Origin of the sequence: Streptomyces vietnamensis, from assembly GCF_000830005.1 — a bacterium.
Taxonomy (GTDB): domain Bacteria; phylum Actinomycetota; class Actinomycetes; order Streptomycetales; family Streptomycetaceae; genus Streptomyces; species Streptomyces vietnamensis.
On sequence record NZ_CP010407.1, the window covers coordinates 5,273,025 to 5,292,393 of the forward strand.

Annotated in this window: 19 protein-coding genes; 9 read left to right on the forward strand and 10 right to left on the reverse strand. The window is 72.5% G+C overall.

The window, feature by feature from the left end:
- Window positions 1–244: 244 nt before the first annotated feature.
- On the reverse strand, window positions 245–1,048 hold the full coding sequence (locus SVTN_RS23830) for a purine-nucleoside phosphorylase (RefSeq protein WP_041130927.1): 804 nt from the start codon (window positions 1,046–1,048) through the stop codon (window positions 245–247).
- Window positions 1,049–1,229: 181 nt separating this feature from the next.
- Window positions 1,230–1,667 carry a gamma-glutamylcyclotransferase family protein gene (locus tag SVTN_RS23835; RefSeq protein ID WP_017239758.1) on the reverse strand — a complete coding sequence of 146 codons (438 nt, stop codon included), beginning with the start codon at window positions 1,665–1,667 and terminating at the stop codon, window positions 1,230–1,232.
- A gap of 264 nt (window positions 1,668–1,931) precedes the next feature.
- On the opposite strand from SVTN_RS23835, the gene SVTN_RS23840 reads away from it, so the two are divergent.
- Together SVTN_RS23840 and SVTN_RS23845 are read left to right on the forward strand one after the other, a co-directional pair.
- Window positions 1,932–3,371 (forward strand): NAD(P)H-quinone dehydrogenase, encoded by a 1,440-nt coding sequence (locus tag SVTN_RS23840; RefSeq protein WP_041130928.1) that lies wholly within the window; start codon window positions 1,932–1,934, stop codon window positions 3,369–3,371.
- 225 nt (window positions 3,372–3,596) lie between these two features.
- Window positions 3,597–4,523, forward strand: coding sequence for a DeoR/GlpR family DNA-binding transcription regulator (locus tag SVTN_RS23845; RefSeq protein ID WP_041130929.1), 927 nt, complete (start codon window positions 3,597–3,599; stop codon window positions 4,521–4,523).
- A 144-nt stretch (window positions 4,524–4,667) separates the two neighbouring features.
- Here SVTN_RS23845 and SVTN_RS23850 read toward each other — a convergent pair whose 3' ends face one another.
- Both SVTN_RS23850 and SVTN_RS23855 read right to left on the reverse strand, forming a co-directional pair.
- A complete protein-coding gene (locus SVTN_RS23850; protein WP_041130930.1) occupies window positions 4,668–5,213 on the reverse strand; it encodes a TetR/AcrR family transcriptional regulator in 546 nt (181 codons plus the stop codon).
- A 77-nt stretch (window positions 5,214–5,290) separates the two neighbouring features.
- The gene (locus tag SVTN_RS23855) at window positions 5,291–7,045 is read right to left on the reverse strand and encodes an acetyl/propionyl/methylcrotonyl-CoA carboxylase subunit alpha (RefSeq protein ID WP_041130931.1); all 1,755 of its coding nucleotides are present in this window, start codon (window positions 7,043–7,045) and stop codon (window positions 5,291–5,293) included.
- Window positions 7,046–7,420: 375 nt separating this feature from the next.
- Here SVTN_RS23855 and SVTN_RS23860 point away from each other — a divergent pair, with 375 nt between their 5' ends.
- Window positions 7,421–7,867 (forward strand): hypothetical protein, encoded by a 447-nt coding sequence (locus SVTN_RS23860; RefSeq protein WP_078908465.1) that lies wholly within the window; start codon window positions 7,421–7,423, stop codon window positions 7,865–7,867.
- 19 nt (window positions 7,868–7,886) lie between these two features.
- On the opposite strand, the gene SVTN_RS23865 is transcribed toward SVTN_RS23860, so the two are convergent.
- The 3 genes from SVTN_RS23865 to SVTN_RS23870 all read right to left on the reverse strand — a co-directional run bounded on the left by SVTN_RS23865 (window position 7,887) and on the right by SVTN_RS23870 (window position 9,403).
- Window positions 7,887–8,492 (reverse strand): nucleoside triphosphate pyrophosphatase, encoded by a 606-nt coding sequence (locus SVTN_RS23865; protein ID WP_078908466.1) that lies wholly within the window; start codon window positions 8,490–8,492, stop codon window positions 7,887–7,889.
- Window positions 8,493–8,555: 63 nt separating this feature from the next.
- Window positions 8,556–8,684 carry a morphogenic membrane protein MmpB gene (gene mmpB / locus SVTN_RS46210; protein ID WP_099055223.1) on the reverse strand — a complete coding sequence of 43 codons (129 nt, stop codon included), beginning with the start codon at window positions 8,682–8,684 and terminating at the stop codon, window positions 8,556–8,558.
- A gap of 71 nt (window positions 8,685–8,755) precedes the next feature.
- Window positions 8,756–9,403: a TetR/AcrR family transcriptional regulator gene (locus tag SVTN_RS23870; RefSeq protein ID WP_052499275.1), complete on the reverse strand. Its 648-nt coding sequence runs from the start codon at window positions 9,401–9,403 to the stop codon at window positions 8,756–8,758.
- 70 nt (window positions 9,404–9,473) lie between these two features.
- Here SVTN_RS23870 and SVTN_RS23875 point away from each other — a divergent pair, with 70 nt between their 5' ends.
- A complete protein-coding gene (locus SVTN_RS23875; RefSeq protein ID WP_041130933.1) occupies window positions 9,474–10,868 on the forward strand; it encodes an MFS transporter in 1,395 nt (464 codons plus the stop codon).
- 68 nt (window positions 10,869–10,936) lie between these two features.
- On the opposite strand, the gene SVTN_RS23880 is transcribed toward SVTN_RS23875, so the two are convergent.
- On the reverse strand, window positions 10,937–11,149 hold the full coding sequence (locus SVTN_RS23880; RefSeq protein ID WP_041130934.1) for an acyl-CoA carboxylase epsilon subunit: 213 nt from the start codon (window positions 11,147–11,149) through the stop codon (window positions 10,937–10,939).
- Between the two features lie 27 nt (window positions 11,150–11,176).
- Window positions 11,177–12,769 carry an acyl-CoA carboxylase subunit beta gene (locus SVTN_RS23885; protein ID WP_041130935.1) on the reverse strand — a complete coding sequence of 531 codons (1,593 nt, stop codon included), beginning with the start codon at window positions 12,767–12,769 and terminating at the stop codon, window positions 11,177–11,179.
- A gap of 134 nt (window positions 12,770–12,903) precedes the next feature.
- On the opposite strand from SVTN_RS23885, the gene SVTN_RS23890 reads away from it, so the two are divergent.
- The 5 genes from SVTN_RS23890 to hutH all read left to right on the forward strand — a co-directional run bounded on the left by SVTN_RS23890 (window position 12,904) and on the right by hutH (window position 18,941).
- Entirely contained in the window at window positions 12,904–13,749 is an 846-nt protein-coding gene (locus tag SVTN_RS23890) for a biotin--[acetyl-CoA-carboxylase] ligase (protein WP_041130936.1), read from the forward strand.
- Between the two features lie 313 nt (window positions 13,750–14,062).
- The gene (locus SVTN_RS23895) at window positions 14,063–15,211 is read left to right on the forward strand and encodes an adenylate/guanylate cyclase domain-containing protein (RefSeq protein WP_041130937.1); all 1,149 of its coding nucleotides are present in this window, start codon (window positions 14,063–14,065) and stop codon (window positions 15,209–15,211) included.
- A gap of 62 nt (window positions 15,212–15,273) precedes the next feature.
- Complete coding sequence (locus tag SVTN_RS23900; protein ID WP_041130938.1) at window positions 15,274–16,062, forward strand: enoyl-CoA hydratase/isomerase family protein; 789 nt, start codon at window positions 15,274–15,276, stop codon at window positions 16,060–16,062.
- A gap of 87 nt (window positions 16,063–16,149) precedes the next feature.
- Window positions 16,150–17,319: a GGDEF domain-containing protein gene (locus SVTN_RS23905; protein WP_052499276.1), complete on the forward strand. Its 1,170-nt coding sequence runs from the start codon at window positions 16,150–16,152 to the stop codon at window positions 17,317–17,319.
- Window positions 17,320–17,399: 80 nt separating this feature from the next.
- Window positions 17,400–18,941 carry a histidine ammonia-lyase gene (gene hutH / locus SVTN_RS23910; protein WP_041130939.1) on the forward strand — a complete coding sequence of 514 codons (1,542 nt, stop codon included), beginning with the start codon at window positions 17,400–17,402 and terminating at the stop codon, window positions 18,939–18,941.
- A gap of 128 nt (window positions 18,942–19,069) precedes the next feature.
- On the opposite strand, the gene SVTN_RS23915 is transcribed toward hutH, so the two are convergent.
- A complete protein-coding gene (locus SVTN_RS23915; protein ID WP_041130940.1) occupies window positions 19,070–19,339 on the reverse strand; it encodes a hypothetical protein in 270 nt (89 codons plus the stop codon).
- Between the last annotated feature and the right edge of the window lie 30 nt (window positions 19,340–19,369).

Here is a 19,369-nt window from a genome sequence, read left to right on the forward strand (position 1 = left end):
CCGCTGCGCGGAGCCTTCCCCCACCCCGCCCCTTCCCGAAACCGGGGCTCCGCCCCGGACCCCGCGCCTCAAACTCCCCCTACGCCTGGCGGCGTGGGGGGACCCCCGGGCGGAAACTTCAGCCCGTCCGGCGTTTGAGGACACGCCCGAAGGGCGTACGGGGGCCCGGGGGCTTGCCCCCGGTTCGGGAAGGGGCGGGGTGGGGAAGAGGCCCCGCGCAGCGGCCCCGCACCCACCGCGACCGTCAGATCCGGTCGAGGACCCGCGTCAGCAGCTCACCCATCCGCGCCGCCGAGTCGCGCCCCGCCTGGAGCACCTCCTCGTGGTTCAGCGGCTCGCCCGAGAGCCCCGCCGCCAGGTTGGTGACGAGCGAGATGCCGAGGACCTCGGCGCCGGCCTCGCGGGCCGCGATGGCCTCCAGGACGGTGGACATGCCGACGAGGTCGCCGCCGAGGACGCGGACCATGTTGATCTCGGCCGGGGTCTCGTAGTGCGGGCCGGGGAACTGGACGTACACGCCCTCCTCCAGCGTCTCGTCGACCTCCTTGCACAGCGCGCGCAGGCGCGGCGAGTACAGGTCGGTGAGGTCCACGAAGTTCGCGCCGACGATCGGGGAGGCGGCCGTCAGGTTGATGTGGTCGCTGATGAGGACCGGCTGGCCGGGGCGCATGCCCTCGCGGAGGCCGCCGCAGCCGTTGGTGAGGATGACGGTCTTGCAGCCGGCGGCGACGGCGGTGCGGACGCCGTGGGCGACGGAGGCGACGCCCCGGCCCTCGTAGAAGTGGGTGCGGCCGAGGAAGACGAGCGCGCGCTTCTCGCCGATCTTGTACGAGCGGACCTTGCCGCCGTGGCCCTCGACGGCCGGCGGCGGGAAGCCGGGGAGCTCGGTCACCGGGAACTCGGCCTCGGGGGCGCCGAGGGCGTCGACGGCGGGGGCCCAGCCGGAGCCCATGACCAGGACGACGTCGTGGTTCTCGACACCGGTCAGCTCGCGAAGACGTGCGGCAGCGGCCTCGGCGGCCTCGTACGGGGTGGCAGTTGCGTTCACTGACTCTCTCGCCTCGGGGAGGGGGGTCCGAGGGGAACCCCGGACGGATTTGGTACGCGAAGCAGCGTAGCCGGAGAATTCCTACGCGCGTAGATGACGATGCGGACGGACATGCGATCGTTGTCTTGTCGTTTCCGACGAACGGGCGATTTTGGCCACCGGTCGGATCGGCCCGGCCGGATCAGCAGGGCCGCTTGCGCAACTCCATCACGTAGTCGTGCGGCGCGCCCGCCGACTCGGCCGCGTCGGCGACCTCGCCCAGGTACCGCGCGGACGGCAGCCCGCCCTCGTACGCGTTGAGGACGTACACCCAGGCCGGCTCCTCGCCGTCCAGGGTGTGCACCCGCACCCGCATCCGCCGATAGATGTCGAGGCCCACGCCCTCCCAGCGGTCCATGGAGTCCTCGTCCATCGGCGCGATGTCGTACAGCGCCACGAAGACCTGGGAGCGGGGGGCCTCCACGATGGTGGCCAGCGCTCCCTCCCAGCCCATCTGCTCTCCGCCGAAGGTCAGCCGCCAGCCGTTCAGCCAGCCGGTGCCGCGCAGCGGGGAGTGCGGTGCGCGGCGGCTCATCAGCCGCGCGTCGAGGTTGCCGGCGAAAGCGGCGTAGAGCGACATGGGACCGAGAGTACGGGAGGGGGCGGGGTGTCCGGAGAACCCCGAGGTGAAGGCCGTACGGGGGGCACCGGGGAGGGGTCGGCGCTCCGCGGCCGCCCCTCCCGCGGCCGCCCGCGCCCCTTCGGAGGCCCCGGCGCGAGGCCACGCCCGGCGTGCGGGAGAATGGGGTACGCACTTGAAGCGTGCGGGACAATGGCGTACGCACTGCAGCCCAGCGGGGGCCGCACACCCCCGGCAGAACGAGAGCGCGAGGCGTAGATCCCAGTGACCCGGATCGTGATCATCGGCGGCGGACCCGGCGGATACGAGGCGGCCCTGGTGGGCGCCCAACTCGGCGCGGAGGTGACCGTCGTGGACAGCGACGGCCTCGGCGGCGCGTCCGTCCTGACCGACTGCGTCCCCTCGAAGACCCTGATCGCCACCGCCGAGGTGATGACCACCTTCGACTCCTCCTACGAGGAGCTGGGCATCATCGTCGCGGACGACACCCCGCACATCGAGCAGGCCGCCCGTGTCGTCGGCGTGGACCTCGGCAAGGTGAACCGACGGGTGAAGCGCCTCGCGCTCGCCCAGTCCCACGACATCACCGCCTCCGTGACCCGGGCCGGCGCCCGTGTCCTGCGCGGCCGCGGCCGGCTCGACGGGCGGCAGGCGATGGACGGCTCCCGCCAGGTGGTCGTCACCGCCGCCGACGGCACCGAGGAGACGCTGACCGCCGACGCGGTGCTGATCGCGACGGGCGGCCACCCGCGCGAGGTGCCCGACGCCAAGCCGGACGGCGAGCGCATCCTGAACTGGACCCAGGTCTACGACCTGAAGGAGCTCCCCGAGGAGCTCATCGTGGTCGGTTCCGGTGTCACCGGCGCCGAGTTCGCCGGTGCCTACCAGGCGCTCGGCTCCCGCGTCACGCTCGTTTCCAGCCGTGACCGCGTGCTCCCGGGCGAGGACCCGGACGCGGCCGCCGTCCTGGAGGACGTCTTCCGGCGCCGCGGCATGAACGTCATGGCCCGTTCCCGCGCCGAGTCCGCCAAGCGGGTCGGCGACCGGGTCGAGGTCACCCTCTCCGACGGCCGGGTCATCTCCGGCACCCACTGCCTGATGGCGGTCGGCGCGATCCCGAACTCGGCCGGAATGGGCCTGGAGGAGGCGGGCGTCCGGCTGAAGGACTCCGGTCACATCTGGACCGACAAGGTCTCCCGTACGACCGCCCCGGGCGTCTACGCGGCCGGTGACGTCACGGGCGTCTTCGCGCTCGCCTCGGTCGCCGCCATGCAGGGCCGTATCGCCATGTACCACTTCCTCGGCGACGCGGTGGCCCCGCTCAACCTGAAGACGGTCTCCTCGAACGTCTTCACCGACCCCGAGATCGCCACCGTCGGCTACACCCAGGCCGACGTGGACGCGGGCAAGATCGACGCCAAGGTCGTCAAGCTGCCGCTGCTCCGCAACCCCCGCGCGAAGATGCAGGGCATCCGGGACGGCTTCGTGAAGATCTTCTGCCGTCCGGGCACCGGCATCGTGGTCGGCGGCTGCGTCGTCGCGCCGAAGGCGAGCGAACTGATCCATCCGATCTCGATCGCGGTCGACAACAATCTGACGGTCGAACAGATCGCAAATGCTTTCACCGTGTACCCCTCCCTGTCGGGCTCGATCGCGGAAGTGGCACGGCAGTTGCACACCCGAAAGGCGACGGGCGAGGCGTAACGCCCCGCTCCGGCCCGGCTCCCGCCTGCGGGAACGGTTCGCCGACTCGGACAACCCCCGGCAAGGGGGGACATAGAACGATCAACGACGGGGTCTCCCATACCACTTGGAGGCCCCGTCCGTGCGCATCTTCTGCAATTCGGCGCATAGTGCTGAAAACTATCGGCCGGTCACGTTACTGTCAGTTTCGTGTTCGCTGCAGAACGTCGCCAGTTGATCCTCGAAATGGTGCGAGCCAATGGGGCCGTGTCGCTCCGCGAGCTCGCCCGCGTCGTCCAGACCTCTGAAGTGACCGTACGGAGAGACGTACGGGCCCTTGAGGCAGAAGGACTCCTCGACCGCCGCCACGGCGGTGCGGTGTTGCCGGGCGGATTCACGCGAGAATCCGGCTTCCCGCAGAAATCCCATCTCGCCACAGCGGAGAAGACGGCCATCGCCGACGTCGCCGCGAGCCTCGTCGAAGAGGGCGAGGCCATCGTCGTCGGCGCCGGGACGACCACGCAGGAGCTGGCCCGCCGGCTCGCCCGCGTGCCCGGACTGACCGTCGTCACCAACTCCCTGCTCGTCGCCCAGGCCCTCGCCCACGCCAACCGGGTCGAGGTCGTCATGACCGGCGGCACCCTGCGCGGCTCCAACTACGCGCTGGTGGGCAGCGGGGCCGAGCAGTCGCTCCAGGGGCTCCGGGTCTCCCGGGCGTTCCTCTCCGGAAGCGGACTGACCGCCGAGCGCGGCCTGTCCACGTCCAACATGCTCTCCGCGAGCGTGGACCGGGCGCTCGTGCAGGCGGCGGCCGAGGTCGTGGTCCTCGCCGACCACACCAAGCTCGGCTCCGACACCATGTTCCAGACGGTGCCGACGGACGTCATCACCCGCCTGGTGACCGACGAGCCCCCGGCGCACGACGAGCGGGCCGCCACCGAGCTCCAGGCCCTCGCCGACCAGGGCGTGCAGATCGCCGTCGCCGGTACGGGCACGGCCGCCGGTCCCTCCGGCGGCGACCAGGTCCCTCCGGGCGCCCGGCCCCGCCGTGACATGCCGCTCCCCGTCCAGCGCGGGCGGATGGCGGCCGGTCAGTTCCGGGGACCGGGCGGCGGAATGGCCGCCGAGACGCTGGAACGCACGGCCCGGGTCGCGGACATGCGCCGCCGCTGACGTCGGTACGTCAGTACGTCGGTACGTAAGACGTCGGTGCGTCAGGCGTCGGTACGTAAGACGTCGGTGCGTCAGGCGTCGGTACGCCGGACGCAGTACCCGAGGGACCCTCCCCCAGGGGTCCCACGCCGTTCCGTGCGCGAGTCAGTCCTTCAGTCCCCGTAGCGTCAGCGCGAGCAGGCGGTCCGCCAGCTCCGTGTCCTCCGGGCACTGCTCCGCCGCCAGCGCGATCGCGTTGGTGAGCTGCATCAGGTCGCCGATCGACACGTCGGCCCGCACCTGCCCCGCCTCCCGGGCCCGTTCGAGCAGCCGCTCGCCCGCCGCGCGCAGCGGATCGCTGCACCGCGCCAGGGCCGAACTCCGGTCGTACGAGGCGGACATCAGCGCGTGCGCGAGCCCCCGGTACGCGACCGCGTGGGCGATCAGCGCCCGCAGCCACTCCACCAGCGCCCGGCACGGCGCGTCGGCCTCCGCCAGCTCCCGCGAGTGGTCGAGCAGTTCGGCGAGGGCCTCCTGGAAGACCGCGTTCAACAGGTCGGCCCGGGTGGGGAAATGGCGGTAGAGGGTGCCGATCCCGACGCCCGCGCGGCGCGCGACCTCCTCCAGGGACGCGTCCGCGCCCTGTTCCGCGAAGGCGGCGCGGGCCTCGACGAGCAGTCGCTCGTGGTTGCGGCGTGCGTCGGCGCGCATGAGTGAAGGCCCTCCCCTCGACGAAGGGCCCGCAGGCGGCTGCCTGCGGGCCCTTCGTACGGTACTGCGTGCGTCGGTCAGTCCTTGATGTCGCAGATGGTGGCGCCCGAGGTGACGGAGGCGCCGACCTCGGCGCTCAGGCCCTTGACGGTGCCGGAGCGGTGGGCGTTGAGGGGCTGCTCCATCTTCATGGCCTCCAGGACGACGATCAGATCGCCCTCCTTGACCTCCTGGCCCTCCTCGACCGCGACCTTCACGATCGTGCCCTGCATCGGCGAGGCGAGGGTGTCGCCCGAGGCGGTCGGGCCGGACTTCTTCGCCGCGCGACGCTTCGGCTTCGCACCGGCCGCGAGGCCCGTGCGGGCCAGCGTCATGCCGAGCGAGGACGGCAGGGAGACCTCGAGGCGCTTGCCGCCGACCTCGACGACGATCGTCTCGCGGCCCGTCTCGTCCTCGTCCGCCTCGGCGCCGGCCGGGGCGAACGGCTTGATCTCGTTGACGAACTCCGTCTCGATCCAGCGCGTGTGGACCCGGAAGGGGTCGGCGGTGAAGTCGGGGTCGACCACGACGGCCTGGTGGAACGGGATGGCGGTGGCCATGCCCTCGACCTTGAACTCCGCCAGCGCACGCGCGGCACGCTGCAGGGCCTGCTCGCGGGTGGCGCCGGTGACGATCAGCTTGGCCAGGAGCGAGTCCCAGGCCGGGCCGATCACCGAACCGGACTCGACGCCCGCGTCCAGGCGGACACCGGGGCCGGTCGGCGGGGTGAAGACGGTGACCGTGCCGGGGGCCGGGAGGAAGTTGCGGCCCGGGTCCTCGCCGTTGATGCGGAACTCGAAGGAGTGACCGCGGATCTCCGGGTCTCCGTAGCCGAGCTCCTCGCCGTCGGCGATCCGGAACATCTCGCGGACCAGGTCGATGCCCGTGACCTCCTCGGTCACCGGGTGCTCGACCTGCAGACGCGTGTTGACCTCCAGGAAGGAGATCGTGCCGTCCGTGCCGACGAGGAACTCGACCGTGCCGGCGCCGACGTAGCCGGCCTCCTTCAGGATCGCCTTCGACGCCGCGTACAGCTCCGCGTTCTGCGCCTCGGTCAGGAACGGCGCCGGGGCCTCCTCGACCAGCTTCTGGTGGCGGCGCTGCAGCGAGCAGTCACGGGTCGAGACGACGACCACGTTGCCGTGCTGGTCGGCGAGGCACTGGGTCTCCACGTGGCGCGGCTTGTCGAGGTAGCGCTCGACGAAGCACTCGCCCCGGCCGAAGGCCGCGACGGCCTCGCGGACGGCGGAGTCGTACAGCTCCGGGACCTCTTCGAGGGTGCGGGCGACCTTCAGACCGCGACCGCCACCACCGAAGGCGGCCTTGATCGCGATCGGCAGGCCGTGCTCCTCGGCGAAGGCCACGACCTCGTCGGCACCCGACACCGGGTCCGGGGTGCCCGCGACGAGCGGGGCGCCGGCGCGCTGCGCGATGTGACGGGCGGCGACCTTGTCACCGAGGTCCCGGATCGCCTGCGGCGGCGGACCGATCCACGTCAGACCCGCGTCCAGGACCGCCTGCGCGAACTCCGCGTTCTCGGAAAGGAAGCCGTAGCCGGGGTGGACGGCGTCCGCGCCCGAGTCCTTGGCGGCCTGCAGCACCTTGGCCATGTCCAGGTAGCTGGTCGCCGGGGTGTCACCGCCCAGAGCGAACGCCTCGTCAGCCGCCCGGACATGCAGGGCATCCCGATCCGGATCGGCGTACACGGCCACGCTGCCGATACCCGCGTCCCGGCACGCCCGGGCCACACGGACAGCGATTTCGCCACGGTTGGCGATGAGCACCTTGCGCACGATGGCTCCCTCCTTGAAACAAGCTGAGTTTAGGGACTGCCGACACGGCCTTTCGACCCGTCCCCAGTGGTGAGCTTGCCCACACGGAGCGTGACCCCGGGCCCGCTCGGGTCGTGAATTCCCTTGTCGCACCACGGTACGCAGGGTTCCTTTACGGCACAGTAGCTCCGAGGTGTGGCGCAGGTCTCTGTTCGTGGGACCAGGGGCCATTCGGGTTTCTTTGTGGAGTCCCTACGAATGGCTCAACGATTCTTTGCCCCGCCGCCGCCCCGCCCTCCGTCGTCGCCCGCCGTGCGCGAACTCTTGTCCGAGGGTTTACCGATCAGTAGCCTGCGTGCTGTCGACCGTACTGCCGGTAACAGGCGAATCCAGGGGGTGGCCGAGGTGGCCCGCAGACCGATAGCCCTCGTGACGGCCGCCGTGCTCTTCCTCGAAGCGCCGGGCATCGTCGCGATCAACGCCGTCATGGCGGGCTTCGTGGAGGCCCAGTCGATGTCCCTGGACGGCATGGACCCCGACGCGATGGTCGCCGGCACCTGGGGGCTCGGCATCGGCTCCGGCGTGGCCCTCGTCCTCTGCGCCCTCGTCGCCCTCGTCGCGGGCATCCGCGACCGCCGCCCGGGCCGCCTCGGCCGCGGCCTCCTCATCGGCTGCGCGATCGTCCACGGCCTCCTCGGCGCGGTCGCCGTCGGCCTCCTCGGCTGGCCCGCCTTCGCCTTCCTGGTGACCGTGCTCGGACTCGTCGTCCTCACCCTGGTGGCGTACGGCGAAGAGCGCGGGAAGGGCGCCGACGCCCCCGGAGAGGCGCCGGCCGCCGCCTGAGCCTGTCCGAAAACAGGCCCTAGGCCCAGAGGTCGGTGATCTCGACGTCCAGCTTGCGCAGGAGCCGGCGCAGCAGCGGCAGGGACAGGCCGATCACGTTGCCCGGGTCGCCGTCGATGCCGTCGATGAACGGCGCCGAGCGGCCGTCCAGGGTGAACGCGCCCGCCACGTGGAGCGGTTCGCCGCTCGCCACGTACGCGGCGATCTCCTCGTCCGTCGGCTCGCCGAAGCGGACCACGGTGGAGGCCGTCGCCGACTCGTAGCGCTTGGCGGCCGTGTCGTACACGCAGTGGCCGGTCTGCAGGATGCCGACGCGGCCGCGCATCGACTTCCAGCGGGCGGTGGCCTCCTCGGCGTCGGCCGGCTTGCCGAGGGCCTGCTTGTCGAGCTCCAGGACCGAGTCGCAGCCGATGACGAGCGCGCCGAACACCTCGGGCTTGGCGGCCACATGGGCGGCCTTCGCCTCCGCGAGGGCGAGGGCGAGTTCGGCCGGGGTCGGGGCGTGGACCTTGTCCTCGTCGACGCCGCTCACGATCACCTCGGGAGCGAGTCCGGCCTGCCGGAGCAGACCGAGCCGGGCGGGGGAGGCGGAGGCGAGCACGACACGGCGCGGATCAGCAGTCATGGGGGCAGCGTAATCGGGTCGGTCCCTCGCCGGTGCTTCTCGGCGTGTGCCCGCCGGTGGTTCTCAGCGCGTGCCCGTCAGGAGTACGGCCAGGACCACGGCCACGGCGAGCAGCACACCCGTACGACTGATCAGCGCCTGCATTTCGCGGAGGAACTTCGGCGGCTTGTTCTCCGGGTCCGACCACAGCATGCCCCCGATCCTGCTGGTGGGGCGGCCGGTGCGCCTGAGTACGGATACTCAGGCGCACCGGCGCGAAAGGACTATTCGCGGACTCCGCCGGGCGCGAACACCCCGTCCCGCGCCGCCGCGAGCGCCGCCGTCACAGCCCGTTCCGCGACGGCCGCGTCGAGCTCCTCGCGGGTGACGGCGAAGCGGTAGTAGAGCGGGGCGGAGACGGCGCGGAGGAGTTCGACGGGGTCCGTGCCCGCCGGGACCTCGCCGCGCGCCGCGCCCCTGGTGACGACCGGGGCCCATTCGGCGAGCCGGGTCCGGTAGAAGTCGGCGAGGGCGCGGGCGCACTCCTCGTCGCAGGCCGCCGCGGCGATGACCGCGCGGAAGACGGCGCCCATCCGGGGGTCCACGAGGGTGGCCCGGACGAGTTCGGCGTTGGCCCGCAGGTCGCCCGTGAGGGTGCCGGTGTCGGAGGCGGGCAGCGACTGCTCGGCCATGTCGTGCAGGAGGTCGGTGACCAGGCCGACGGGGGAGCCCCAGCGGCGGTACACGGTGGTCTTGCCGACGCCGGCGCCCGCGGCGATCCGGTCCATGTTCAGGGCGTGGAAGCCGGTGTCGGCGAGGGCGTCCAGGGTGGCGTCGAGGACCGCCCTGCGGACCTTCGCGGTGCGGCCGCCGGGGCGCGTGGTGCCCGGCGTGGCCGGTCGGCTCTCAGTCAAACGGGTCTCCTGTTCCATTAAGTCCCTCGACTCTGCTACGGTACGGGACATCTTAACGGAACTAGCGTCCCATTAAGGGGTCCCGCGCATGGTTGCCCTCGATCTCCCCGCCACCTCGTCCGCCCGGCCCGACCGGATGACCGGCCGGATGCGGCTCGTCCTCGTCGTCCTCCTCCTCGCCCAGTTCATGCTGGCCGTCGACTTCTCGATCCTGAACGTCGCCCTGCCCGTCATCGGCCAGGGACTCGGCTTCACCCTCGGCGGCCTCCAGTGGATCGCCACCGCCTTCGCCCTCGCCGCCGCCGGATTCACCCTCCTCTTCGGGCGCGTCGCCGACCTGATCGGCCGTCGGCGCCTCTTCCTCGCCGGCATGGCCCTCCTCGGCGTCTCCTCCCTCGCCGGCGGCCTCGCCACCGGACCCGAGATGCTCATGGCCGCCCGCGTCGCCCAGGGCCTCGCCACCGCCGCCGTCACCCCCGCCGGGCTCTCCCTGCTCACCTCCTCCTTCCCCGAGGGCCCGCTGCGCGCCAAGGCGCTCGGCCTGAACGGCGCCCTCATGTCCGCGGGCTTCACCACCGGCGCGATCCTCGGCGGCGTCCTCACCGACCTGCTCTCCTGGCGCTGGGCCTTCCTCGTGAACGTGCCGGTCGCCCTCGCCGTCCTGCTCGTCGCCCCCGCCGTCCTCGCGGAGAGCCGCCCGGCCGACCGCCCCCGCCTCGACGTGCCCGGCGCGATCACCGTCACCGGCGGCCTCCTCGCCCTCGTCTACGGGCTCACCCGCACCGGCGAGCACGCCTTGACCGACCCCACCGCGCTCACCGCCCTCGCCGCCGGCGCCGCGCTCCTCGTCGCCTTCGTCCTCGTCGAACGCCGGGCCGCCTCGCCCCTCGTCCCGATCCACGTCCTGAAGCGCCGCACGGTCGTCTGGGGCAACCTCGCCGGGCTCGTCGCCTTCGTCACCGAGACCTCGCTGGTCTTCCTGATGACCCTCTACCTGCAGGACGTCCTGGGCTTCTCCCCGCTCGCCGCCGGACTCTCCTTCGGCGTCCTCGGCGCCGGCACGGTCCTCGGCGGAGTGGCCGCCTCCCGCTTCATCGGCCGCTTCGGCGCCCGTACCGCCCTCGTCTCCGGCGGCCTCCTCCAGGCGCTCGCCACCCTCGCCCTGTACGGACTCGGCGACGACCGCGGCAGCCTCGCGCTGCTGCTCGCCGCGACCTTCGCCGGCGGCGTCGGCAACATGCTCGCGATCGTCGGCTTCATGGTCACCGCCACCTCGGGCCTCCCCGACGGCGAGCAGGGCATGGCGACCGGGCTCGCGACCATGACCCAGCAGATCGGCATCACCATGGGCACCCCGGTCATGAGCGCCGTCGTCGTCACCGCGCCCGTGCTCCTCGACGGCATCGGCCTGGCGGTCCTCGTCAACGCCGCGATCGTCGCCGCCGGAGCCGTACTGTCGGGCCTCTTCCTCCGCCGTACGTGAGAAGTGGCCCGGGCATGCGAAAGGCCGGATCCCCCGCACAAGGGATCCGGCCTTTCACCGTGCGACGACTACACGGGCCAGTACGACCGGGCCCAGGCCCGCGGGCCGGGCCGCTGCCGTACCGCCCGTGCGATACGGGAGGGATCCGACCACCCCTCCGGCACCACCGGGCCGCCCGCCTCGGCGGACGCCGCCGCCGTGGCCGCGGCCCGGGCTTGAACCACCGCCAGTGCGGCGGCCAACTCCTCCGGAGTCGGGTTGCCTCGTACGACCTTGATCATGTCGGCTCCTTGAGGGTCCGGGAGGGGCTAGAGCGGGATGTTGCCGTGCTTCTTCGGAGGCAGGGATTCCCGCTTCGTACGGAGCTGACGCAGGCCCTTCACGATCTGCGGGCGCGTGTCCGACGGCAGGATCACCCCGTCGATGTAGCCGCGCTCGGCCGCGATGTACGGGTTGAGCAGGGCGTCCTCGTACTCCTGCATCAGCCGCGCCCGCTCGGCCTCCTGGTCCTCCGCATCGGCGATCGTCCGGCGGTGCAGGATGTTGACCGCGCCCTGCGCGCCCATGACCGCGATCTGCGCCGTCGGCCACGCCAGGTTCAGGTCGGCGCCCAGGTGCTTGGAGCCCATGACGTCGTACGCGCCGCCGAAGGCCTTGCGGGTGATGACCGTGATCAGCGGGACCGTCGCCTCGGCGTACGCGTAGATCAGCTTCGCGCCACGCCGGATGATGCCGCCGTACTCCTGGTCGACACCGGGCAGGAAGCCGGGCACGTCGACGAACGTCAGCACCGGGATGTTGAAGGCGTCGCACGTACGGACGAACCGCGCCGCCTTCTCGGAGGCGTTGATGTCCAGGCAGCCGGCGAACTGCATCGGCTGGTTCGCGACCACACCGACCGGGAAGCCCTCGACGCGGCCGAAGCCGGTCACGATGTTCGGCGCGAACAGCGCCTGCGTCTCCAGGAACTCGCCGTCGTCGAGGACGTGCTCGATGACCTTGTGCATGTCGTACGGCTGGTTCGCCGAGTCCGGGATCAGCGTGTCGAGCTCGCGGTCCTCGTCCGTCACCTCGGTCTCCGCGACCTCCGGGAAGGCCGGCGGCTCCGAGAGGTTGTTCGACGGCAGGTACGAGAGCAGCGACTTCACGTACTCGATGGCGTCCTTCTCGTCACCGGACATGTGATGCGCCACGCCCGAGGTCGAGTTGTGCGTCCGGGCGCCGCCCAGCTCCTCGAAGCCCACGTCCTCACCGGTGACGGTCTTGATGACGTCGGGACCGGTGATGAACATGTGCGAGGTCTGATCGACCATCACCGTGAAGTCGGTGATCGCGGGGGAGTACACCGCACCGCCCGCGCACGGGCCGACGATCAGCGAGATCTGCGGGATCACGCCGGAGGCGTGCGTGTTGCGGCGGAAGATCTCGCCGTACATGCCGAGCGCGCTGACGCCCTCCTGGATGCGGGCGCCGCCGGAGTCGTTGATGCCGACGACCGGGCAGCCCGTCTTCAGCGCGAAGTCCATCACCTTGATGATCTTCTGGCCGTACGTCTCGCCGAGCGCCCCGCCGAAGACCGTGAAGTCCTGCGAGAAGACGGCGACCGGACGGCCGTCCACCGTGCCGTAGCCGGTGACGACACCGTCTCCGTACGGCCGGTTCTTCTCCAGGCCGAAGTTGGTCGAGCGGTGGCGGGCCAGCTCGTCCAGCTCGACGAACGAGCCCTCGTCGAGGAGGAGGGCGATCCGCTCGCGCGCGGTCAGCTTGCCCTTGGCGTGCTGCTTCTCCACCGCCCGCTCCGAGCCGGCGTGCGTGGCCTCGTCGATACGGCGCTTGAGGTCCGCGATCTTGCCCGCGGTCGTGTGAATGTCGATCTCGTACTGCTCTGCCGGCTCGGACATCGGGATGCGGCTCCCTGCCTGGTCACGGGGGGTTCGTTGACTACGAATGGGCTACTACTGGCCTACTGACCCGTAGCGTATCGACGGCGATAGGGTTCGGCACTGCGGTCTTTGCCACACCTACTCTGGCTTGCATGACGTCCTCTCAAGGCTCCGGCGGACCCTGGTCCGACCTCGACCGGCCCCCGTTGAACGCCCCCGCGCTGCGCCGCGCGCTCGTTCTCCCCGACGGACTGTGGACCTCGTTCGACGTGGTCCCCACCACCGGCTCCACCAACAGCGACCTCGCCGCCCGGGCCGACGAACTGCCCGAAGGCGCGGTGCTCGTCGCCGAGGAACAGACCTCGGGCCGCGGCCGCCTCGACCGCACCTGGACCGCGCCCGCCCGCTCCGGGCTCTTCCTCTCCGTCCTCCTCAAGCCGGACGTGCCCGTCCACCGCTGGGGCTGGCTCCCGCTCCTCACCGGCGTGGCCGCCGCCACCGGCCTCGCGAAGGCCGCCGGCGTCGACACCTCCCTCAAGTGGCCCAACGACCTCCTGGTTTCCGTCGCGGGCGAGGAACGCAAGGCCGGCGGCATCCTCGCCGAGCGGGCCGGCGCCGACGCCATCGTCGTCGGCCTCGGCATCAACGTCAGCCTCCGCGAGGACGAACTGCCCGTCCCGGCGGCCGGCTCCCTCCTCCTCGCCGGCGCGGTCTCCACCGACCGCGACACCCTCCTGCGGGCCGTCCTGCGCTCCCTGGAGCAGTGGTACGGCGACTGGGTACGGGCCGACGGCGACCCCGCCGCCTCCGGCCTCCAGGCGGCCTACACGGCCGGCTGCGCCACCCTCGGCCGCCGCGTCCGCGCCGAACTCCCCGGCGAACGCATGCTGGAGGGCGAGGCCATCGCCCTGGACGGAGACGGCCGCCTGGTCGTCGCCACGGAGGGCGGCGGCACGGAAGCGGTGGGAGCGGGCGACATCGTCCACCTCCGGACCTAGGTGTGGGCAATCGTTCCGCCCCGCCCCGGTGTGGGCATGCGTTCCGCCAGGGGCGGAACGGGTGGGCACACCGCCCCATGCGCGCCGCGCCCTCCAGGCCGCTCACCCGGAGGGCCCGCGCGCCAGCAGGGCCCGCACGCCGGAGGGCCCGCACTCCGGCAGGGCCGCGCATGAGCAGGGCCCGCCCGCGCGGAGCGGCTCGGCACCGCGCAGGGGTGACCCAGCGCACAGCTGCCGTATCGTGGACCGGGATCGATGGCGACAGATCGGCAGGACACGTGGGCAGCGGCAGGGAACGGGCAGGAGGCGGCCGGTGACCGTCGACGACGCGAACGCGGGCCGCGGGGCCGAGCCGCCCGAGGCCCCCACGTACCCCACCCCCCACCACGAGGTCGACCACACGGCCGAGCCGAGCCACGACCCCCTGGCCATCCGCCTGGAACAGCTCATCCTCGGCGCCGACCGCCGCTACACCCCCTTCCAGGCCGCCCGTACCGCCGGCGTCTCCATGGAGCTCGCCTCCCGCTTCTGGCGGGCCATGGGCTTCGCCGACATCGGCCAGGCCAAGGCGCTCACCGAGGCCGACGTCCTCGCCCTGCGGCGGCTCGCCGGCCTCGTGGAGGCGGGGCTGCTCAGCGAGCCGATGGCCGTGCAGGTGGCCCGTTCCACCGGACAGACCACCGCGCGCCTCGCCGAGTGGCAGATCGACTCCTTCCTGGAGGGCCTGACCGAGCCGCCCGAGCCCGGCATGACCCGCACCGAGGTGACGTACCCGCTGGTCGAGCTGCTCCTGCCCGAGCTGGAGGAGTTCCTGATCTACGTGTGGCGCCGGCAGCTCGCCGCCGCCACCGGCAGGGTCGTGCAGGCCGCCGACGACGAGGAGATGGTCGACCGCCGGCTCGCCGTCGGCTTCGCGGACCTCGTCGGCTTCACCCGGCTGACCCGCCGCCTGGAGGAGGAGGAGCTCGGCGAGCTCGTCGAGGCCTTCGAGACGACCTGCGCCGACCTCGTCGCCGCGCACGGCGGCCGGCTCATCAAGACCCTCGGCGACGAGGTGCTGTACTGCGCCGACGACCCCGGCACGGCCGCCGAGATCGCGCTGCGGCTGATCGAGACCCTCGGCCACGACGAGACGATGCCCGCGCTGCGCGTCGGCATCGCCTTCGGCACCGTGACGACCCGGATGGGCGACGTCTTCGGCACCACCGTGAACCTGGCCAGCCGCCTCACCTCGATAGCCCCGAAGGACGCCGTCCTCGTCGACGACGCCTTCGCGGAGGAGCTGACCCGCACCGGCGAGGCGCCCGTCTCGGAGACGGAGGCGGCCGAGGAGGCGGCCCGCGCCGAGAAGGAGGGCCGGCAGCCGGTCACGTACCGTTTCGCGCTCCAGCCGACGTACCAGCGCTCGGTCCGTGGCGTCGGTGTCGTCGAACCCTGGCTCCTGAGCCGCCGCCCGACTTAGGATCACTCGGTGAACGCCCGTTAACAGCCGTTGACGGGCCTGAACCGGGAGGGTGTGCGGTCATGTCCGAGCAGCGCTTTGGTGAGTTCGTGGTGGTCCGGAAGGACGGTCACGTCGCGGAGCTGGTCCTCGACCGGCCCAAGGCCATGAACGCGGTCTCCTCCGAGATGGCCCGCTCCATCGGCGCCGCCTGCGACGCCCTCGCCGCCGACCCCGAGGTCCGCGTCACCGTCCTGACCTCCTCGAACGACCGCGCCTTCTGCGTCGGCGCCGACCTCAAGGAGCGCAACTCCTTCACCGACGCCGAGCTCGTCCGCCAGCGCCCGACCGCCCGCGCCTGCTACACCGGCGTCCTCGAGCTGCCGATGCCGACCGTCGCCGCCGTGCACGGCTTCGCCCTCGGCGGCGGCTTCGAGCTGGCGCTCGCCTGTGACGTCATCGTCGCCGACGCGACCGCCGTCGTCGGCCTCCCCGAGGTCTCCGTGGGCGTCATCCCCGGCGGCGGCGGTACGCAGCTGCTCCCGCGCCGGGTGGGCGCGGCGCGCGCCGCCGAGCTGGTCTTCACGGCCCGCCGGGTGGAGGCGGCCGAGGCCCGCGAGCTCGGCCTCGTCGACCTCCTGGAGGAGGACGCCCGGACGGCGGCCCTGGAGCTCGCCGGGCGGATCGCGGCGAACTCGCCGGTCGGCCTGCGCGCCGCGAAGAAGGCGATGCGGCTCGGTCAGGGCCTGGACCTGCGGGCGGGCCTGGAGGTCGAGGACGCGGCCTGGCGTTCGGTGGCCTTCTCGGGCGACCGGGCGGAGGGCGTGGCGGCCTTCAACGAGAAGCGGAAGCCGAACTGGCCGGGCGAGTGACCTGAAATTTCTACCACTTTGTACCAAATGTGACTTACGGTGACGTCTCGGAAGGGAAAACGGATCAAACCTCCCTAAGCTGGAGGAATGGGTGAGGACGGGCGGCTGCGGGCCGTAGTGGCACTGGCGCAGGCGATGGCGGCGGCGCACACTCCGCGCGAGTTCTGGCGGGCGGCGGCGCTCGGGGCCTGCGAGGGCCTCGACGGGAGCTTCGCCGCCCTGTCCGTCTGGGAACGGGACCACGGCCGCCTCAAGGTCCTGGTGAACGCCGGGGACCGGGCCGTGGGCGAGGAGGAGTTCCCGGACTCGGAGACGTACCCCGTGCACCAGTTCCCGGAGATCACCGAGTTCCTGCACGAGCAGTGGGCGGGCGGCGGCGAGCCGGACGCCTGGGTGGAGACGGCCGCCGACCCCGTCCCGACCGGCCGGGTGACGGGCCTGCGGCGGCGGGGGCGCGGCTGCTGCGTGGTCGCCCCGATCGTGCTGCACGGGCGCGCGTGGGGGGAGCTGTACGTGGCCCGCCCACCGGCGGAGAAACCTTTCACCCGCGCGGACGCGGATTTCGCGACCGTCCTGGCGGCGGTCGTCGCCGCCGGCATCGCCCAGGCCGAGCGTCTGGAGGAGGTCCGCAAGCTGGCCTTCACCGACCCCCTGACCGGCCTGGCCAACCGGCGGGCCGTCGACACCCGCCTGGACGAGGCCATCGAGCGCTACCGGGCGGACGGCTCCGTGGTCAGTCTGATGGTCTGCGACCTGAACGGCCTCAAGCGGGTCAACGACACCCACGGCCACGCCGTCGGCGACCGCCTCCTCGAACGCTTCGGCTCGGTCCTCTCCCGCTGCGGCGCCATGCTCCCCGGCGCCCTCGCGGCCCGTCTGGGCGGCGACGAGTTCTGCCTGCTCACCGTCGGCCCGACGGCGGACGAGGTCGTCGCGGTCGCCGAGGAGCTGTGCGTACGGGCGGCGGAGCTGGAGCTCGGCGAGGGCGTGGCCTGCGGGGTCGCGTCCACCGGTGACCCCATCGGGCCGCTCAGGTCGGCCCGCCGCCTCTTCCGGCTCGCCGACGCCGCCCAGTACCGGGCCAAGGCCGACCGCTCCTCCAAGCCCGTCGTCGCGGGCCGTGACGGCACGGTCATCCGCCTCGCCGACGCGCCCCCGGGGGCCAGGGACCGCCGCCGCTTCCGTGACGCGCCGACGACGGGCCCGCTGCCGGCGGAACCGCCGGCGGGGGAGTCGACGGGGGACTCACCGGCGTAAGGGGCCGTCCCCTGCGGGGACAGTGACGAAATCACCTAGTGACATGCAGGTCTTCAATCCGTAGGGTGCTGAATATGGATATGCAGACAGTCGTCCTCGGCACGTCCGGCACGACCCCGCAGGACGTCATCGACGTCGCCCGCCACGGCGCCCGCGTCGAGCTGTCGACCGAGGCGGTGGCCGCGCTGGCCGCCGCGCGGGAGATCGTGGACGCCCTCGCCGCCAAGCCCGAGCCCGTCTACGGGGTCTCCACCGGATTCGGCGCGCTCGCCACCCGGCACATCAGCCACGAGCTCCGCGCCCAGCTCCAGCGCAACATCGTCCGCTCGCACGCCGCCGGCATGGGCCCGCGCGTCGAGCGCGAGGTCGTCCGCGCCCTGATGTTCCTCCGGCTCAAGACCGTCGCCTCCGGGCACACCGGCGTCCGCCCCGAGGTCGCCCAGACCATGGCCGACGTCCTCAACGCCGGCATCACCCCCGTCGTCCACGAGTACGGCTCCCTCGGCTGCTCCGGCGACCTCGCCCCGCTCTCCCACTGCGCCCTCGCGCTCATGGGCGAGGGCGACGCCGAAGGCCCCGACGGCGTGGTCAAGCCCGCGGGCGAGCTCCTCGCCGCCGCCGGCATCGCCCCCGTCGAGCTCAAGGAGAAGGAGGGCCTCGCCCTCCTCAACGGCACCGACGGCATGCTCGGCATGCTGATCATGGCCCTCGCCGACCTCGACACCCTCTACAAGTCGGCCGACATCACCGCCGCGCTCTCCCTCGAAGCACTCCTCGGCACCGAGAAGGTCCTCGAACCCGAGCTGCACGCCATCCGCCCGCACCCCGGCCAGGCCGCCTCCGCCGCCAACATGCTGGCCGTCCTCAAGGGCTCCGGCCTCACCGGCCACGCCCAGGCCGGCGAGGCCCCCCGCGTCCAGGACGCCTACTCGGTGCGCTGCGCCCCGCAGGTCGCCGGCGCCGGCCGCGACACCATGGCCCACGCCCTCCTCGTCGCCGAGCGCGAGCTCGCCGCCGCCGTCGACAACCCCGTCGTCCTGCCCGACGGCCGGGTCGCCTCCAACGGCAACTTCCACGGCGCCCCCGTCGCGTACGTCCTCGACTTCCTCGCGATCGCCGCCGCCGACCTCGGCTCCATCGCCGAGCGCCGCACCGACCGGCTCCTCGACAAGAACCGCTCGCACGGCCTCCCGCCGTTCCTCGCCGACGACGCCGGCGTCGACTCGGGCCTGATGATCGCCCAGTACACGCAGGCCGCCCTGGTCAGCGAGACGAAGCGGCTCGCCGTCCCGGCCTCCGCCGACTCCATCCCGTCCTCCGCGATGCAGGAGGACCACGTCTCGATGGGCTGGTCCGCCGCCCGCAAGCTGCGCACCGCGATCGGCAACCTCAACCGGATCCTCGCGGTCGAGCTGTACGCCGCCACCCGGGGCATCGAGCTCCGCGAGGGCCTCACCCCGGCGCCCGCCTCGCGGGCCGCCATCGAGGCCCTGCGCGCGGCCGGCGTCCAGGGCCCCGGCCCGGACCGCTTCCTCGCCCCCGACCTGGCCGCCGCCGACGCCTTCGTACGCGAAGGGAAGCTGGTCGCGGCCGTCGAGCAGGTCACCGGCCCGCTGGCGTAACCCCACGGCGTACGACGTCACCCCACGACGCACGACGTCACTCCACGGCGCACGGCGTAACCCCACGGCGTACGAAAGGGCCGCCCCCCGGCATCCGGGAGGCGGCCCTCACGCGTACGCGTACTCCGTCAGCAGGCGCGGCCCCGGCGTCGCATCGCGAGCGCCACGAAACCCGCCCCGACCCCCAGGAACCCCGTCCCGCCGAGCAGATACGGCGTGGTGTCCCCGCCCCCCGTCTCGGCCAGGCGTCCCTCGTCCGTCGGGGAGGCGTCCCGGGTCACCCCGATCCGTGCCCCGCCCTGCTGATCGGTGGCGTTCGCGGACGGCACGAACCACAGGGCGCACAGCAGCGTCCCCGCGGCGACGGCGGTCAGCAGTGGGCGTCGGGCGACGGACACGGAAATTTCGATCCCCCTTGCGGAAACCGC

Bases quoted from the DNA above. Each gene is read 5' to 3' on its own strand.
- SVTN_RS23835 (WP_017239758.1), bottom strand. From the start codon at position 1,667: ATGTCGCTCTACGCCGCTTTCGCCGGCAACCTCGACGCGCGGCTGATG.
- SVTN_RS23845 (WP_041130929.1), top strand. From the start codon at position 3,597: ATGGTGCGAGCCAATGGGGCCGTGTCGCTCCGCGAGCTCGCCCGCGTC.
- SVTN_RS23850 (WP_041130930.1), bottom strand. From the start codon at position 5,213: ATGCGCGCCGACGCACGCCGCAACCACGAGCGACTGCTCGTCGAGGCC.
- SVTN_RS23865 (WP_078908466.1), bottom strand. From the start codon at position 8,492: ATGACTGCTGATCCGCGCCGTGTCGTGCTCGCCTCCGCCTCCCCCGCC.
- mmpB (WP_099055223.1), bottom strand. From the start codon at position 8,684: ATGCTGTGGTCGGACCCGGAGAACAAGCCGCCGAAGTTCCTCCGCGAA.
- SVTN_RS23870 (WP_052499275.1), bottom strand. From the start codon at position 9,403: ATGGAACAGGAGACCCGTTTGACTGAGAGCCGACCGGCCACGCCGGGC.
- SVTN_RS23875 (WP_041130933.1), top strand. From the start codon at position 9,474: ATGGTTGCCCTCGATCTCCCCGCCACCTCGTCCGCCCGGCCCGACCGG.
- SVTN_RS23880 (WP_041130934.1), bottom strand. From the start codon at position 11,149: ATGATCAAGGTCGTACGAGGCAACCCGACTCCGGAGGAGTTGGCCGCC.
- SVTN_RS23885 (WP_041130935.1), bottom strand. From the start codon at position 12,769: ATGTCCGAGCCGGCAGAGCAGTACGAGATCGACATTCACACGACCGCG.
- SVTN_RS23890 (WP_041130936.1), top strand. From the start codon at position 12,904: ATGACGTCCTCTCAAGGCTCCGGCGGACCCTGGTCCGACCTCGACCGG.
- SVTN_RS23900 (WP_041130938.1), top strand. From the start codon at position 15,274: ATGTCCGAGCAGCGCTTTGGTGAGTTCGTGGTGGTCCGGAAGGACGGT.
- SVTN_RS23905 (WP_052499276.1), top strand. From the start codon at position 16,150: ATGGGTGAGGACGGGCGGCTGCGGGCCGTAGTGGCACTGGCGCAGGCG.
- hutH (WP_041130939.1), top strand. From the start codon at position 17,400: ATGCAGACAGTCGTCCTCGGCACGTCCGGCACGACCCCGCAGGACGTC.